This is a genomic window from Streptomyces sp. TSRI0107 (assembly GCF_001905845.1).
Taxonomy (GTDB): Bacteria; Actinomycetota; Actinomycetes; order Streptomycetales; family Streptomycetaceae; genus Streptomyces.
Window position 1 is genome coordinate 77,614 of the sequence record NZ_LIVZ01000008.1, and the last position, 14,199, is coordinate 91,812.

Sequence of the window (14,199 nt, forward strand, 5' to 3'; positions counted from 1 at the left end):
CGCTCGACTTCTTCTAGGAGGCGGGTGAGTTCACTCGCGAGCCGCGGACGGCAGTCCCTGGAGGCGCAGCACCAGGTCCGCCACGTCGACCGCGCGGACCTCGCCGGCGGACGTCAGCTCGGGCCGCCAGTCCGCTTCGGAGCAGAGCACCACGGGACCGTCGGACGGCGAGTCCGGGAGGCGTCCGTGCGACCCGCGGACACAGGACGGGTCCAGCGGCACCGCGTTCATGGTGTAGCGCAGGCCCAGCTTCTTACGGGCCAGACCGAGCGCAGCCTTCGCCTTGACCAGCCGGTCCGCCGGGTCGAAGAACAGTTCCGCCGGGTCGTAGCCCGGCTTGCGGTGGATCTCGACCGAGCGGGCGAAGTCGGGTGCCCGGGCGTCGTCCAGCCAGTAGTAGTAGGTGAACCAGGAGTCCGGCTCGGCGACCACGACCAGCTCACCGGAGCGGGGATGGTCCAGCCCGTACGCCGCCTGCTCCGCGCGGCCCAGCACCTCGGCCACGCCGGGCAGCCGGGTGAGCAGGTCGCGCACCTTCGGCACGTCGGCGTCGTCGGCGACGTACACGTGCGCGGTCTGGTGGTCGGCCACGGCGAACGCCCGCGACGCCCACGGGTCGAGGTACTCCATCCCCGCCTGCTCGTACACCTCCAGCCAGCCGTCGCGGCGCAGCGCGCGGTTGACGTCCACCGGGCGGTCGACCGGGGTGATGCCGTACTCGCTCAGCGCGACCACGGCGGCGCCCTCCTCGTCGGCCTGTTCCAGCAGCGGCGCGAGTTCCGCGTCGACGGCGCGGGCGGCGGCCGCGGCCTGCGGGGAGTGCGGGCCGAAGCGCTGGAGGTCGTAGTCCAGATGCGGCACGTAGACCAGCAGCAGGTCCGGGCGCTCGGTGCGCAGGATGCGGCGGGCGGCCGCGATGATCCACCGGCTGGAGGCCAGCCCGGCGGTCGGCCCCCAGTACCGGAACAGCGGAAACGGGCCCAGCTCCGCGGTGAGCCGGTCGTGCAGCGCGGGCGGCCGGGTGTAGCAGTCGGGCGACTTGCGTCCGTCGGCGTGGTAGACGGGGCGCGGGGTCACCAGTACGTCGGTGGAGGCGCCCATGGCGTACCACCAGCAGACGTTGGCCGCGCGGTAGCCGGGACGCGCGGCGCGGGCGGTCTCCCACAGCTTCGGGCCCTGGACCAGCCGGTTGTGCTGCCGCCACAGGTGGACCTCGCCCAGCTCGCGGAAGTACCAGCCGTTGCCGACGACGCCGTGCCCGGCGGGCAGCCGCCCGGTGAGCAGCGTGGACTGGACGCTGCACGTCACGGCGGGCAGGACGGTGCGCAGCGGCGCGGACCCGCCCCGCGCCGCGAGGCGGGAGAGGTTCGGCATGTACGGCAGCAGACGCGGCGTCAGCCCGACCACGTCCAGGAGCACCACGGGCCTCATGTCCCCTGCCCTCCGATCGGCAGCTCGCGCCGCGCCCAGGCGAGTTCGGCGGCGATCCCGTCCACGGGGTCGGATCCGTCCGGCAGCACCTGCCAGGTGTACGTCTCCACCTCGACCACGGCCGGCTCCCGTACCGCCGCCACGGCCCGGCGCAGCACCTCGGTGGTGCTCCGCAGCGGAGGCGCGGGCGCGGCGTGCAGCGGGATGTGGAAGTGCACCCGCCACGGGCCCCGGCCGGGCAGCTCGTCCAGCGCCTGCGGAAGGTCGTCGGCGGCGAGCACCCGGCCCTCGTCGCCGAGCTCCCGCACCTGGTGGAGGTACCGGGGCTCGGCGTACCCGGCGAGCAGCCGGCGGGCCTGCGGGTCGCGGGGGTCGTCGACGTGCAGGGCCGCGGACGCCTGGACCTTGACGACGGCGAGGCCGGCGCGCTCGATCGAGGCGACGGCCTGTTCCGGGTCGGCGAAGGAGACCGCCAGATGCGCCGTGTCCAGGCAGATCCCGACGACCTCGGGGTCCACCCGGGGCGCGAGCCAGCGCACGGCGTCCGCGACGGTGTCGAGGACGCAGCCCGGCTCCGGCTCGACCGCGAGCCGCAGCGGACGCCCGGCCTGCGCGGACGCCTTGCGCAGCTCGCCCGCGGTCCACCGCAGCGCCGACTCGGCGGCCCGGTCGGCGGCGGGCGGCCAGGGGGTGCGCCAGCCGAGCGGCAGCGTGGACAGGCTCCCGCCGCCGGCGTCGTCGGGCAGCAGCCCGGCCAGCACGTGCGCGCAGTCGGCGGTGTAGCGGGCCCGGGCCGGATCGGTCCAGTCCGGGCGGTACACGGTGTGCTTGACGACTTCCTGGTGGAAGCCGCCGTAGGGGAACGCGTTGAGGGTCAGCACCGCCAGGCCCCGGGCGTCCAGCTCGGCGCGCAGCCGGCGCAGCGCGGCCGGGTCGGCGGCCAGTTCCGCGGCGGCCTCCGCCGCCAGCCACAGCCCGAGGCCGAGCCGGTCGAGCCCGAGCCGTTCGCGCACCGCGACCGCATGGGTGTCGAGCTGACGGAGCACACCGGCCACGTCCTCGGCGGGGTGGACGTTGGTGCAGTAGCACAGCCGCGTCACGACTGGCCCCGCAGCACCGAGTTGCCCTCGTACAGGGCCGCCCCCGTGCCGTCGTCCCGCTCCACGTCGAGGATCAGCCGCCCGCTCTGCCCGTAGAACTCGACCGGGTTGCGCCAGAGCACCCGGTCGACGTCGGCCTCGCCGAACCCGGCCGCCAGCATCGCCAGACCGACCCGGTGGGTCTTGAGCGGATCCGAACGGCCCCAGTCGGCCGCCGAGTTCACCAGCATCCGGTCCGTGCCGTACTCCTCGAGCACCGCGACCATGCGGTGCTCGTCCATCTTCGTCTCGGGATAGATGGAGAAACCCATCCAGCAGCCCGAGTCGGCGACCATCCGCACCGTGACCTCGTTGAGGTGGTCCATCAGCACCGCGCCCGGATCGATCCCGGACTCCCGCACCACGTCCAGGCTGCGGCGGGTGCCGACCCGCTTGTCCCGGTGCGGGGTGTGCACCAGGACCGGCAGCGACCGCTCGGCGGCGAGGGCCAGCTGGCGGGTGAAGGCCTCGTCCTCCGCCGCGGTCATCGAGTCGTAGCCGATCTCCCCGACCGCGACCACGCCGTTCTTGCCGAGGTAGCGCGGCAGCAGGTCCAGCACCTCCGCGCAGCGCGGGTCGTTGGCCTCCTTCGGGTTCAGGGCGATCGCGCAGTTGTGGCTGATGCCGAACTGCGCGGCCCGGAAGCGCTCCCAGCCGATCAGGCCGTCGAAGTAGTCGGTGAACGACGTCGGCCCGGTGCGGGGCTGGCCGAGCCAGAACGCGGGTTCCACCACGGCCCGCACACCGGCCGCGCGCATGTTCTCGTAGTCGTCGGTGGTCCTGGAGGTCATGTGGATGTGCGGATCGAAGATCCTCATCGGGGGTCGTCCTCTCCTCGCGACGGCACCGGGGCGGGCGGTACGGCGACACCGAGCAGCGCCCGCAGGTCGGGGCCGATCTCCCGCCCGGCGGCCCGGCGTTCCTCGGCCAGGTCGTGGGCCATCCGCAGCAGCTCGGCGTCGGCCCGCCGCTCCAGGTCCGCCACCGCCGCCAGCGGCACCCCGGCGAACAGGCACTTCAGCACGCCGTGCCGCCACGCCGGCTGGTCCAGATGCGCGGCGGCGAACGGTCCCATCGCCGCCGCGACCAGCCGCGGGTCGTTGCTGCGCAGGCCGTCCGCGACCAGCGTCAGCCCGAGCCGGACCGACGAGGCGGGCAGCACCGGCAGGGCGCGCAGCACCCCGCGCCGCTCGGCGTCGTCCCCGTGCCGGTAGAGCCGCTCCGTCTCGCTCGCCAGCTCCCCTTCCGGCAGCACCTCGGCCAGCACCGTCAGCAGCCGGGCCCGGGCCCGATCGTCGTCGGTGCCGAGGACCAACGCGTCGGGGCCGGCGCCGTGCCGCACGGCCGGCCGGCCCGCCAGCGGGAACTCCTCGTGGATGGCGGAGGGCCGCTCCCGGACGCGGCGCTCCGCGGCCGCGAGCCGGTCGTCCCGTAGTGAGTCCATGGTCAGCGCGCTCCCCTCGCGGACGGCACCGGCGCCCCGTCGCGGGCCCGGCGCAGTGCCGCCATGGCGTCGGCGGCGACCAGGGGCGCGGCATGGCTGTGCCGGGGCAGCTCGACGGCGGCGACGCCGCGGTAGCCGATCCCGTCCAGGGCGGCCAGCGTGCCGGCGAGGTCCAGCTCGCCCCGCCCGAACTCCAGGTGCTCGTGCACACCCGGCAGCATGTCGTCCAGCTGCACGTTGAACAGCAGCGGCCCGGCCCGGCGCACGCACTCCGCCGCGTCGGCCGGCTCCACCGCGACGCAGTGCCCCACGTCCAGGGTGACGCCCAGCGGCTCCGGCTCGCCGAGCGCCCGGCGCAGCTCCAGCGCCTCGTCGAGCCGCTGGACGACCATGCCGGGTTCCGGCTCCAGGGCGAGCCGGACACCGCGCCGCCCCGCCTCGGCCAGGACCGGCTCCAGATGCCGGATCATCCGGCGGCGGTTGTCCGGCCCCGGCACGCCCGGTTCGCCCACGCCGGACCAGAAGGACACGCAGGAGGCGTCCAGGGACTGGGCGATCCGCACGGCGCGCCGCAGGAAGTCGATCCGCGGCCCGGCCTGCTCCGAGACCAGCGTGGGGTGGTGCTTGCGGGACGGGTCGAGCAGATAGCGGGCGCCCGTCTCCACCACACAGCGCAGGTCCAGCGACGACAGCAGCGCCGCGAGCCGGTCGGTGGCGCGGGCCAGGCCGGGCGCGAAGGGGTCGAGGTGATGATGGTCGAGGGTGAGGCCGATCGCGGTGTACCCGAGGTCGGCGATGACCCGTACCGCGTCGTGCAGCCGGTGGTTCGAGAAACCGTTGGTTCCGTAACCCAGGTCGAACGAGTTCATGTCGGACTCCGTACCGAGGACAGCCGCCGGACGAGGGGCAGGACGCCCAGCACCAGCGCGGCGGCGCCGAGCGAGCCGGACCGCGCGGCCAGCGCGGCCTGGAGCGGCACCATCCCGTGGATCCCGGCCACCGTGGCGGTCCGTACGGCAGCGGCTTCGACCGGGCCGTCGGCGGAGGGCCGGGCACGGGCCGCCGCGAGCTGAGCGGTGGCCGTGGTGCCCGTGTGGACGAGGGCGCACAGCACGGACGCGGTCCGGTGCCGGGCGGAGGACGCGCGTCCGCCGCAGGCCAGGGCCGCGGAGAGCAGCGTCGTGGTCAGCGCCACCCGGACGTCGGCGCGGCGCCCGCCGTGGACCTCGCCCCGGGAGAGCGCCGTCACCCCGAACGTGTGGGCCGCCATCGCCAGCGCCGGTGTCCGCGCGGACGGCCCGCGCCCGGCCCCGGCGCCGAGCAGGACGTCGAGCGCGCGGCAGGCCGCCATGCCCAGCGGCGCGGCCCGGGTCGGCTTGAGCACGGTGTCGTACGCCCAGATCGCCGCGGTCAGCGGCACCGCGACGCGCAGCGCGTCCGCCCCGCCGGCGAAGGCGGCCAGGGCGAGCCCGGCGCCACTGAGCAGGGCGGCCCCGGCGAGGGCCGCCCCCGGCGTGATCCGGCCCGACGGGACGGGCCGCTCGGGCCGCTCGGCCCTGTCCACCTCGCGGTCGGCCCAGTCGTTGAGGGCCATGCCCGACCAGTACAGCGTGGCGGAGGCGAGCGGCAGCGCCAGCCGCCGCCCGCGCAGCGGACGCCCCGCGGCGGCGGCCCCGGCCACCGCGTCACCGAGCACGGTGAGGGCGGCGGGCGCCCGGACCAGCTCCAGCCAGTCGGACGGCCGGCGGACCCGGCCCGGCGGCCCGGGCCGTGCCCGAGCGCTCACCGGGACACCGCGAGGCGCCGCACCCAGGCCACCAGGTCACGTTCCTGCTCGGCGAGCCGGTGCTCGTCGCTGCCGACCGGGTCCTTGAAGAAGAAGGCCAGCGCCCCCAGCGGCCCGGACTCACCGGCCGCGTGCGCGCCCGCCACGAGCCGGGCGAGGTCCAGGACCAGCGGTGCCGCCAGCGCCGAGTCGTGGCCCTGCCAGGTCAGCTGGAGGCTCATCCGGGTGCCGAGGAAGCCCTCGAAGGAGACGTGGTCCCAGGCCACCTTGCGTTCCCCGAGGTCGGGCACGTAGTCGATGTGCAGCGGCGCGTCCGCCTTGCCGCCGAGCAGCGCCTGAAGCCCCCGGGACTTGGCGGCCAGCTTCCCCGCCGCACGGCCCTCCAGGGCGAGGTTCGCGCCGTCGCCGCCGCCCAGCAGGTTGGTGCCCGCCCACGACCGGACGTGCAGCCCGCGGGCCACGAACATCGGCGCCAGCGCGCTGCGCAGCAGGGTCTCGCCGGTCTTCCCGTCGCTGCCCGCGTACGGCAGGTTCCGGCGGTTCGCCAGTTCGACGACGGCGGGGAGGCGCAGCCCGGGGGAGGGCGTGAAGTCGACATAGGGACAGCCGGCCGAGAAGGCCGCGTAGGCCGCCAGCGCGCTGGGCGGCAGCACCCGCCGGCCGGGAGCGGCGAGCGCGCGGTCCAGGGCGGCCGGGTCGGCGTGCTCGGGCAGCGGGCGGACAGGGGGTTCGGTGCTGGAGACGTTGACGACCACGACCCGGTCGAGGGCGTGGGCGCGCCGGAACTCCGCGATGTCGGAGGAGAGGCGTTCGACGGCGTCGATCTGGCGGGCGGGCCCGTCGACTCCGTCGTAGCCCGGCCGTATCTCGCGGTCGGCGGCCTCCAGCTCGTCGGCGACCGCCGCCGGCAGCCGGGCCGGCAGCACACCGGCGGCGGCCAGGTCTTCGGCCCGCTTGCGCAGCGGGGTGCGGGATATGTCGTGGCCGCCGACGACCAGCTCGGACCAGCCGGGGAAGACGGCCGGGTCCGGGTCGAGACGCTCGCTGACGGATCCGGTGGCCGGGGACAGCCCCGCCCTCAGCGCGGCGAGGCCGCAGACGGCGGTGGTGGCCACCGAGCCCCTGCCGCCGATCAGCCACAGACCGCTTCTGCCTTTCATCGTGCGACTCCCTTTCACAACCGGGTGAGCGATGACGTCCCGAAGCCCGCGGGCCGGCTCAGCCGCCGGTGCGGGAGGGCCGGTCCCAGCCGTCCCAGCGCAGCAGCCGGCCGGTGCCCGCCTTGGCCTCGACCCCGTGGTCGGACATCTCGAACGCGCCGAAGTCGAGGACGAACAGCGCCGGATCGCCGGGCGCGAACCCGACGTCGATCGGCCGGTGCAGGTCGGGCTCGTCCGGCAGACCGCGGGTGGACCAGCCGTCCGGGTCGACCATCAGCAGATGCCGGCCGAGCTTCGGCCCGCCCGGCGGGAGCGTCATCGGGGCCTCGTCCCCGAACAGCGTCACCACCAGCTGCCCGGCGAGCGGCGAACTCGGCGGCGCCACGGCGAACTTGGTCGCCGCGACGTGCGCCTCGAAGTCGAGCACGGGACGCTCCGGACGCGGCAGCCGGTCGTGATGGGCGAGCAGGAACGTCGGCTGGGGGCCGCGCTCCGGCTTGAACCGCGGGTCGGTCACCGGGATCCCGCCGACGAAGTCCGGCCAGCCGTACCAGGCGCCCTCACGCACCTCGAGCAGCAGGTCGGGCGCGTTGCCGATGGGCCGGCTGCCCCGGTCGTCCGCGCCCTGGTCCACCGCGAGCAGCCGGCCGTCCGGCAGGAACCCGAGCCCGAAGGCGTTGCGGATGCCCCAGGCCACCAGCTCCAGGTTTCCGCCGTCCAGGTCGCAGCGCATGACGGAGGCGGTGCAGGGCAGCGCCGCCTCGATCCGCTGACCGGGCCGGGTGGCGGTGCCGAACGGCACGAACGCGCCGGTGACGGCCTGCCCGTCGGGGGCGCCGCTCAGCGGGTCGCGGGTGGTGACGTTGACGCCGGTCAGCTCCACGTCCAGACCGGGCAGGTCGTACGAGTGCGGGAGCCGGCCCAGCCAGCCCAGCTCGTAGGCGTCCAGCCCGATGATCCCCAGGTTGGACATCGCTCCCTGGGCGAAGTACAGCTTCTCGTCGGGGCCCACGACGGCCATGCCGACGTGGTAGTTGCCGGGACCGGGCAGGCCGTCGACGATCACGGTGCGCCGCCGGTCGGGGCCGATCCGGGTGATCCGCCCGGCACCGCCCTCGGACACGTACAGGAAGCCCTCGTGCCACAGCAGCCCGGTCACCGGCTGGGCCAGCCGGTCGGCGACGAGCCGGCGGTCGGTGCCGTCGGTGCCCAGGCGCCAGATCCGGCCGCCCGGCGCGGCGCCCCCGAACGGCAGCCCCGACTCGGCCACGTACACTCCGTCGTCGTTGTCGAAGGCGAGGCTGGTCGGGAAGTCCAGCCCGTCGGCCACTGCGGTCGGTGCAGACACGAAGGCTCCTCCAGAGGGTGCGCCCGGACGGCGGCGATCGGCGGAAATCAGAGATTCGCGGGAAAAGCGGGCCGGCACGGCCTCACCCGGGAGACCGCCCGCACCCGGCGTGCTCGAACGCCCGGGCGGCGGGACGGAATCCGCGGGCCGGCGCACCGGTCAGGCGGCCACCTCGTCCAGGCCGGACTTCGCGGCGGAGAACAGGTCGGGTGCCACGTCCCGGGCCATGGCGGTCGCCGACTGCCAGCCGATCTCATGCGTGTTGCCGACGCCACCGCACAGCAGCACGAACCGCTTGAACCCGGCGGACACCAGCGCGTCCAGCTTCGCCTTGACCGTCTCGGGCGACCCGACGAGCGCGAACGGATTCCTCAGGTAGGAATCCGCGGGAGCCTCGAACACCCCTTGCACGCCGGTGTCGCCCTCCTTCGCGAGCGTTTCCAGCGCGCCCTCGGCGGGAGCCGCCCCGGCCAGCCGTGCCAGATGCCCGCCCGCGGCGGCGACGTGCGAGGCGAAACCGTCGCGCACGAGCTCGGCGGCTTCCATATCGGTGTCCGCGATGACGGTGAAGCAGCTCGCCGCGACATTCGACATGGACAATTCGTGCCCGTTCTCCTGCCCGATCTCGAAATACCGGTGCAGGCGCGTGACCATTTCCTCCACGCTCACCTTCGACATTCCGCCGGCGGCCGGGTCGAGGTTGAGTCCCGTGAACACGTTCCAGCCGCGGCGGGCCGCGGTGGCGAGGGACCCGTCCGTCTCCGCCGCCACCCACAGCGGCACCCGCGGCTGGACGGGCCGGGGCCACACGGTGACCCTGGCGGTCTCCAGCTCCTGCGCGAAGGGCGCCAGCGCCGGCGTCAGGTCGGCCTTCGGCACCGGGTGGTCGATTCCGTTGAGGACCCCGTCGATGAGGTCGGCCGCGTGCTCGAACGCGGCCCGGTCACCGCGCCGGCCCAGGCCCACCTCCAGCCGCCCGCCGGACAGCACGTCGATCATGGCGAACTGCTCCGCCAGGTGCAGCGGATTGTGCAGCAGGGCCAGGTTCACCCCCGAGATGATCCGCGCCCTCTTCGTCCGCGCGGCGAGCGCGGCCAGCATGATGTTCGGATGCGTGACCAGTGAGGACGGGCCGAAATGTTCCGGCATGCTGAGCCCGGCATAGCCGAGCCGCTCCGCCTCGACACAGTGGTCGAGATAGGTCTCGTAAAGGTGGGCCCCGAGTCCGGCGTCCCACTTCTCCGGGTCCGTGGAACCCGGCGGCGCGTAGGTGAGGTTGTCCCAGTAGATGAACTTGACGTTTTCCGAGTCGTCGCCGATCTGGCTCATTCCGCCAACGCCCCTCTGTTCGCAGTAAGGACCGTCCTGGACGTGCCTCAATTTATCCGCGCGGTGGGGACCGGCCATCTTCCATATTGCCCAGGGGACTTCACGTCACGGCGGGCGTCCGGTGAGTCGCACACACGGTCGCGACACGACGACGCCGCGGCAGACGAAACACCACCGCGCCGGGGCTTCTGCCGCTGCACGCGTCAAGCGCCGCGGTCCCGCAGCCCCTCCTCACGGGTCTTGATCACCCGCAGCCGCTCCGGCTGCCGTGACGTCCACCGGTCCGGCCCGCACTCCGGCCGCAGCACCCGTGTGACACCGCCGCGCACGTCCACGACGACGCCGCGCCGGCGTCGCCACGAGCGTGAGACCGCGTCCGCCATCGTCCTCGGGACCCGGCACCTTGCGCACCGGCGGGGCCTTCGAGAAGTCCACGACGCCGGCGCCGGCTGCCCGCCGCGGTTCCCGCGGAAAGGCAGGACAGACCGGCCGGGTCCTCGATCCTCGGGTATGTCGCCGGACCGTTCGCCTCGCCTGCGCGGCACCGCCGTGGTGCGATGGAACGGGGGCGGGAAGGAGAGAGCGATGGCCCCACCAGCAGCGGAGCGCAAGACCAGCGCGGCCCCGGTGTCAGTCCGCCCGCTGAGTGAGCCGGACCTGGACCGGGCCGATGAGATCTGCAGGACGGCCTTCGGGACGTTCCTCGGGGTCCCCGAGCCCTTCGGGACCGTCGACTACGTCCGCACCCGCTGGGCGGCAGATCCGCGTGCGGCGTTCGCGGCGACGGTCGAGGGCGAGCTCGTTGGATCGAACTTCGCCACCAACTGGGGCAGCGTCGGTTGTTTCGGCCCGCTGACCGTGCGTCCGGATCTGTGGGACCAGGGCATCGGCAGGCGTCTGATGGAGCCGGTCATGGACTGCTTCGACGCCTGGGGGAACCGCCACCTCGGCCTGTTCACCTTCTCGCACAGTGCCAAGCATCTTGAGCTCTACCGCCGGTACGGTTTCTGGCCCCGATTCCTCACAGCCATCATGAAGAAGCAGGTCGCAGGCGGTGCCGCGGTCCCCGGCCGGGTGCTCTACGGCGAACTGCCCGCCGCCGAGCGGCCTGACGCGCTGAGCCACTGTCGCGCACTGACCGGTGCCGTGTACGAGGGCCTGAGCCTGGAACGCGAGATCGTGGCCGTGCACGCGCAGGGACTCGGTGACACCATCCTGCTCCATGGTGCCGGGTCGGAGCTCGATGGCCTGGCCGTCTGCCACTGCGGAGCCGGGTCGGAGGCGGGCACCGACGTGTGCTTCGTCAAATTCGGCGCAGTACGTCCAGGTCCGGAGGCCGCTGACCGGTTCGAGCGACTGCTCGACGCGTGCGAGCGGCTGGCCGCCGAGCGCGGACTGGGTGAGTTGGATGCCGGAGTGAACCTGGGGCGCCCGGATGCCTACCGGCGCATGATCGACCGCGGTTTCCGCACCTGGTTGCAGGGCGTGACCATGCACAGGCCCAACGAACCCGGATACAGCCACGCCGACGCGTATGTGATCGACGACTGGCGCTGAGACCACCGCCGCGCTCGGCCGGCCCGGAAGGCCCGGTGCTGTCGGAACCCGTGAACCTGGTCGGACCCATCCTGGTGGGTGACGCCTGTCGTCGACGGCGCGCGGCTGCGGACCTTGATCACGGGTCCGCCGCCTTCGTGCAGGCCCTGAACCGCGACGACGACCACACCGAGTACCGCAAGCTCACCATCGGACACGTCCGCCGCGTCCGCTGAACGCAGCGCTGTCCGGTTCTCGCCAGTCCGCCGTAAATGCCTGGACTGAGAACCTCCCCTGACGGGAAACTTCCGACTTCCGAACCTCCGGGAGCGTGATGGGGACAACAGATACGCGAGGGCCGACGCCGGGCAGGAGCGCGGTCGTTCTGGCACTGCGCCGCTACGGCCGGGAGCTGATGCGACTACGACTGCTGGCCCTGCCCGCGTTGCTGCTGCCGGCCGTGGGCAACATCGGCATCCGCTATGTCGCCCCCCTGCTGATCGCCAAACTGGCAGGACAGGCCGCCGACGACGGCGGCCTCACCCTCGCCTCGGCGCTGCCGTACGTGGTGGGCTTCGGCGTGACGATGCTGCTCGCCGAGGCGGTGTGGCGGGTCGGGCAGCACTGCCTGAACCGGGTGGACGCCCTCGGCATGGAACACCTGTACGTCAGCGGCATGGACGAACTCCTCGCCAAGGACGCGGCGTTCTTCCACGACAACTTCGCCGGCTCCCTGACCAAACGGGTGCTGAGCTTCGGCAAGCGCTTCGAGGACTTCGTCGACACGGTGACGTACCGGATCGTGGGCAGTCTCGTCCCCCTGGTGTTCGGTGCCGTGGTGCTGTGGAGCTACGAACCGATGCTCGTCGCCGGCCTCCTGGTGATGATCGCGCTGACCGTGGTGGCCGCGACACCGCTGATCCGTCGCCGGCAGCGGCTCGTCAACGACCGTGAGGCGGCGATCGCCCGGGTCTCCGGCCACGTCGCCGACAGCCTCGTGAACATGGAGACCATCCGGGCGTTCGCGGCCGAGCGGCGGGAGGCCGACGAACATCGCAGCCGTGTCGCGGACTCCCGGCGCCTGACGCTGAGGTCGTGGGACTATGGCAATCTGCGCGTCGACACCCTGATCGCCCCCCTGTCCGTACTGACCAACGTGCTGGGTCTGTTGGTCGCCATCGCCTTCGGTGGCTCGGGCCAGGGAGTGGAGGAGGTCGTCGTCGCTTTCACCTACTACTCCAACGCGACCCAGATCATGTTCGAGTTCAACCAGATCTACCGGCGTCTGGAAAGCTCGATGACCGAGGCCGCGCAGTTCACGGAGCTGCTGCTGGATCCGCCCACCGTGCTCGACCCGGCGAAACCCGAACCGCTCGCACCGCGGGACACCGGCATCCGCTTCGAGGCCGTGACCTTCGCCCACGCGGGTGCGAAGCCGATTTTCCGGGGACTCGACCTGGACGTGCCCGCAGGTGCACGGATCGGTCTGGTCGGCAGGTCCGGCGGCGGCAAGACCACACTCACCCGGCTCCTGCTGCGGATGTCGGACATCGACGACGGACGCATCCTGATCGGTGGTCAGGACATCAGCCGGCTGCGTCAGACCGATCTGCGCTCACTGATCGCCTACGTCCCGCAGGAGCCCGCCATGTTCCACCGCAGCCTGCGGGACAACATCGCCTTCGCCCGGCCCGGCGCCACCGACGACGAGATTCACGCGGCGGCCGTGGCCGCGCACGTCACAGAGTTCGCCGACCAACTCCCCGACGGCTTCGCCACCCTGGTGGGGGAGCGGGGAGTCAAACTCTCGGGCGGCCAGCGCCAGCGCGTCGCCCTCGCCAGGGCCATCCTGCGGGACGCCCCGATCCTGCTGCTCGACGAGGCGACCAGCGCGCTGGACTCGGAGAGCGAGATCCTCGTCCAGGACGCCCTGTGGCGGTTGATGGACGGGCGTACGGCCCTCGTGGTCGCCCACCGTCTGAGCACCGTCGCCGGCATGGACCGTCTTGTCGTCCTCGATCGCGGAAGCGTCGTCGAGCAGGGCACCCACGAGGAGCTGCTCGCGGCGAACGGTGCCTACGCCAAGCTGTGGCAGCACCAGTCGGGCGGCTTCCTCGGCGAGAGCACCGAGTCGGCCTTCGGACGCCCGGTCCCAGGAGCCGGCCTCAGCGGGCTGCCCGGACCGGCCGAACCGGCGCCGGACGGGGACCGCACAGCGTCGTCGCACGCGCGTACGGGCACCGGGTCCACGTAACCGAGTCGGTTTCCGGACATCCTCGACCGCAGGGACCGGCCGACGCAGCAGTCGGGAGGGAGGGTATTCCCTCTCAGTCGATCATCATGGTCCGGGGGAGTCGACGCAGCCTCCGGCGAGCGGCCGATTCGGCGGCGGTGACGTGGCCGATCGGGGCCCGGGCGAGAGGTTCCCGGGAGCAGCGCGGGAACGCCTGTCCGAGCAGTCGACCCGCCGCACGAAGGTACTCTCCGGTGCGAAATACTCTCCCGATGAGTTCACGCACTTCCCCGACAAGCCAGCCGATCACGATACGGAGGGCCGTCGCGCGGGATGCCAGACGGCTCACGCGGCTCGTGCGTGGCTCAGGCGCCTACGAGGGCAAGTACGCAGCCGCAGTCGCGGGCTACCGGGTCGGTCCTGATTACATCGAGGCCCACCGCGCCTTCGTAGCCGTCGGCGCCGACGAGCACGGAGGCCGGATCCTCGGGTTCTACTCGCTCGTCCTCGCTCCACCGGAGCTCGACCTGCTGTTCGTCGCTGACGAAGCCCAAGGACGGGGCATCGGACGACTGCTCGTCGCGCACATGCAGTCCGAGGCCCGTGCCGCCGGGCTCGACCGGGTCAAGGTCGTGTCGCACCTTCCCGCCGAGGACTTCTACCACCGCGTCGGTGCGGTGCGGACCGGGACCGCGCTCGCGAACCCGCCCGCCGTGCCGTGGGACCGTCCCGAATTCCAGTTTCGCATTCCTCCGGAATGACGCGGTGTGCCGCTTCGCAGGGCACCGGGTTC

Annotated in this window: 14 protein-coding genes; 4 read left to right on the forward strand and 10 right to left on the reverse strand. The window is 73.2% G+C overall.

Going from position 1 to position 14,199, the window contains the following annotated elements; all coding sequences use genetic code 11:
- Positions 1–30: 30 nt before the first annotated feature.
- The 10 genes from AMK31_RS22945 to AMK31_RS22985 form a co-directional block, all read right to left on the reverse strand.
- On the reverse strand, positions 31–1,431 hold the full coding sequence (locus AMK31_RS22945; protein ID WP_073942503.1) for an alkaline phosphatase family protein: 1,401 nt from the start codon (positions 1,429–1,431) through the stop codon (positions 31–33).
- A complete protein-coding gene (gene eboE, locus AMK31_RS22950; RefSeq protein ID WP_079186904.1) occupies positions 1,428–2,531 on the reverse strand; it encodes a metabolite traffic protein EboE in 1,104 nt (367 codons plus the stop codon). The genes AMK31_RS22945 and eboE overlap by 4 nt, the downstream gene beginning before the upstream one ends.
- Positions 2,528–3,388, reverse strand: a complete 861-nt coding sequence (locus AMK31_RS22955) for a TatD family hydrolase (RefSeq protein WP_073942504.1) — start codon at positions 3,386–3,388, stop codon at positions 2,528–2,530. The genes eboE and AMK31_RS22955 overlap by 4 nt, the downstream gene beginning before the upstream one ends.
- Positions 3,385–4,014: an EboA domain-containing protein gene (locus AMK31_RS41065; protein ID WP_198948551.1), complete on the reverse strand. Its 630-nt coding sequence runs from the start codon at positions 4,012–4,014 to the stop codon at positions 3,385–3,387. Before AMK31_RS41065 ends, AMK31_RS22955 begins: the two co-directional genes overlap by 4 nt.
- Before the next feature lie 2 nt (positions 4,015–4,016).
- Positions 4,017–4,883 (reverse strand): sugar phosphate isomerase/epimerase family protein, encoded by an 867-nt coding sequence (locus AMK31_RS41070; RefSeq protein ID WP_198948552.1) that lies wholly within the window; start codon positions 4,881–4,883, stop codon positions 4,017–4,019.
- The gene (locus AMK31_RS22965) at positions 4,880–5,800 is read right to left on the reverse strand and encodes an SCO3242 family prenyltransferase (RefSeq protein WP_073942505.1); all 921 of its coding nucleotides are present in this window, start codon (positions 5,798–5,800) and stop codon (positions 4,880–4,882) included. The genes AMK31_RS41070 and AMK31_RS22965 overlap by 4 nt, the downstream gene beginning before the upstream one ends.
- Positions 5,797–6,960 (reverse strand): inositol-3-phosphate synthase, encoded by a 1,164-nt coding sequence (locus tag AMK31_RS22970; RefSeq protein WP_073942506.1) that lies wholly within the window; start codon positions 6,958–6,960, stop codon positions 5,797–5,799. The genes AMK31_RS22965 and AMK31_RS22970 overlap by 4 nt, the downstream gene beginning before the upstream one ends.
- Positions 6,961–7,018: 58 nt before the next feature.
- Entirely contained in the window at positions 7,019–8,308 is a 1,290-nt protein-coding gene (locus AMK31_RS22975; RefSeq protein WP_198948553.1) for a PQQ-dependent sugar dehydrogenase, read from the reverse strand.
- A 159-nt stretch (positions 8,309–8,467) separates the two neighbouring features.
- Complete coding sequence (locus tag AMK31_RS22980) at positions 8,468–9,715, reverse strand: LLM class flavin-dependent oxidoreductase (protein WP_198948554.1); 1,248 nt, start codon at positions 9,713–9,715, stop codon at positions 8,468–8,470.
- A 125-nt stretch (positions 9,716–9,840) separates the two neighbouring features.
- The gene (locus AMK31_RS22985) at positions 9,841–10,020 is read right to left on the reverse strand and encodes a hypothetical protein (protein WP_073942508.1); all 180 of its coding nucleotides are present in this window, start codon (positions 10,018–10,020) and stop codon (positions 9,841–9,843) included.
- A gap of 244 nt (positions 10,021–10,264) precedes the next feature.
- Here AMK31_RS22985 and AMK31_RS22995 point away from each other — a divergent pair, with 244 nt between their 5' ends.
- The 4 genes from AMK31_RS22995 to AMK31_RS23010 all read left to right on the forward strand — a co-directional run bounded on the left by AMK31_RS22995 (position 10,265) and on the right by AMK31_RS23010 (position 14,167).
- Positions 10,265–11,194: a GNAT family N-acetyltransferase gene (locus AMK31_RS22995; RefSeq protein WP_079186915.1), complete on the forward strand. Its 930-nt coding sequence runs from the start codon at positions 10,265–10,267 to the stop codon at positions 11,192–11,194.
- Between the two features lie 35 nt (positions 11,195–11,229).
- Positions 11,230–11,409 (forward strand): hypothetical protein, encoded by a 180-nt coding sequence (locus AMK31_RS23000; protein ID WP_073942510.1) that lies wholly within the window; start codon positions 11,230–11,232, stop codon positions 11,407–11,409.
- Positions 11,410–11,507: 98 nt separating this feature from the next.
- On the forward strand, positions 11,508–13,427 hold the full coding sequence (locus AMK31_RS23005) for an ABC transporter ATP-binding protein (RefSeq protein WP_073942511.1): 1,920 nt from the start codon (positions 11,508–11,510) through the stop codon (positions 13,425–13,427).
- Between the two features lie 251 nt (positions 13,428–13,678).
- Positions 13,679–14,167: a GNAT family N-acetyltransferase gene (locus AMK31_RS23010; RefSeq protein ID WP_073942512.1), complete on the forward strand. Its 489-nt coding sequence runs from the start codon at positions 13,679–13,681 to the stop codon at positions 14,165–14,167.
- Positions 14,168–14,199: the final 32 nt, after the last annotated feature.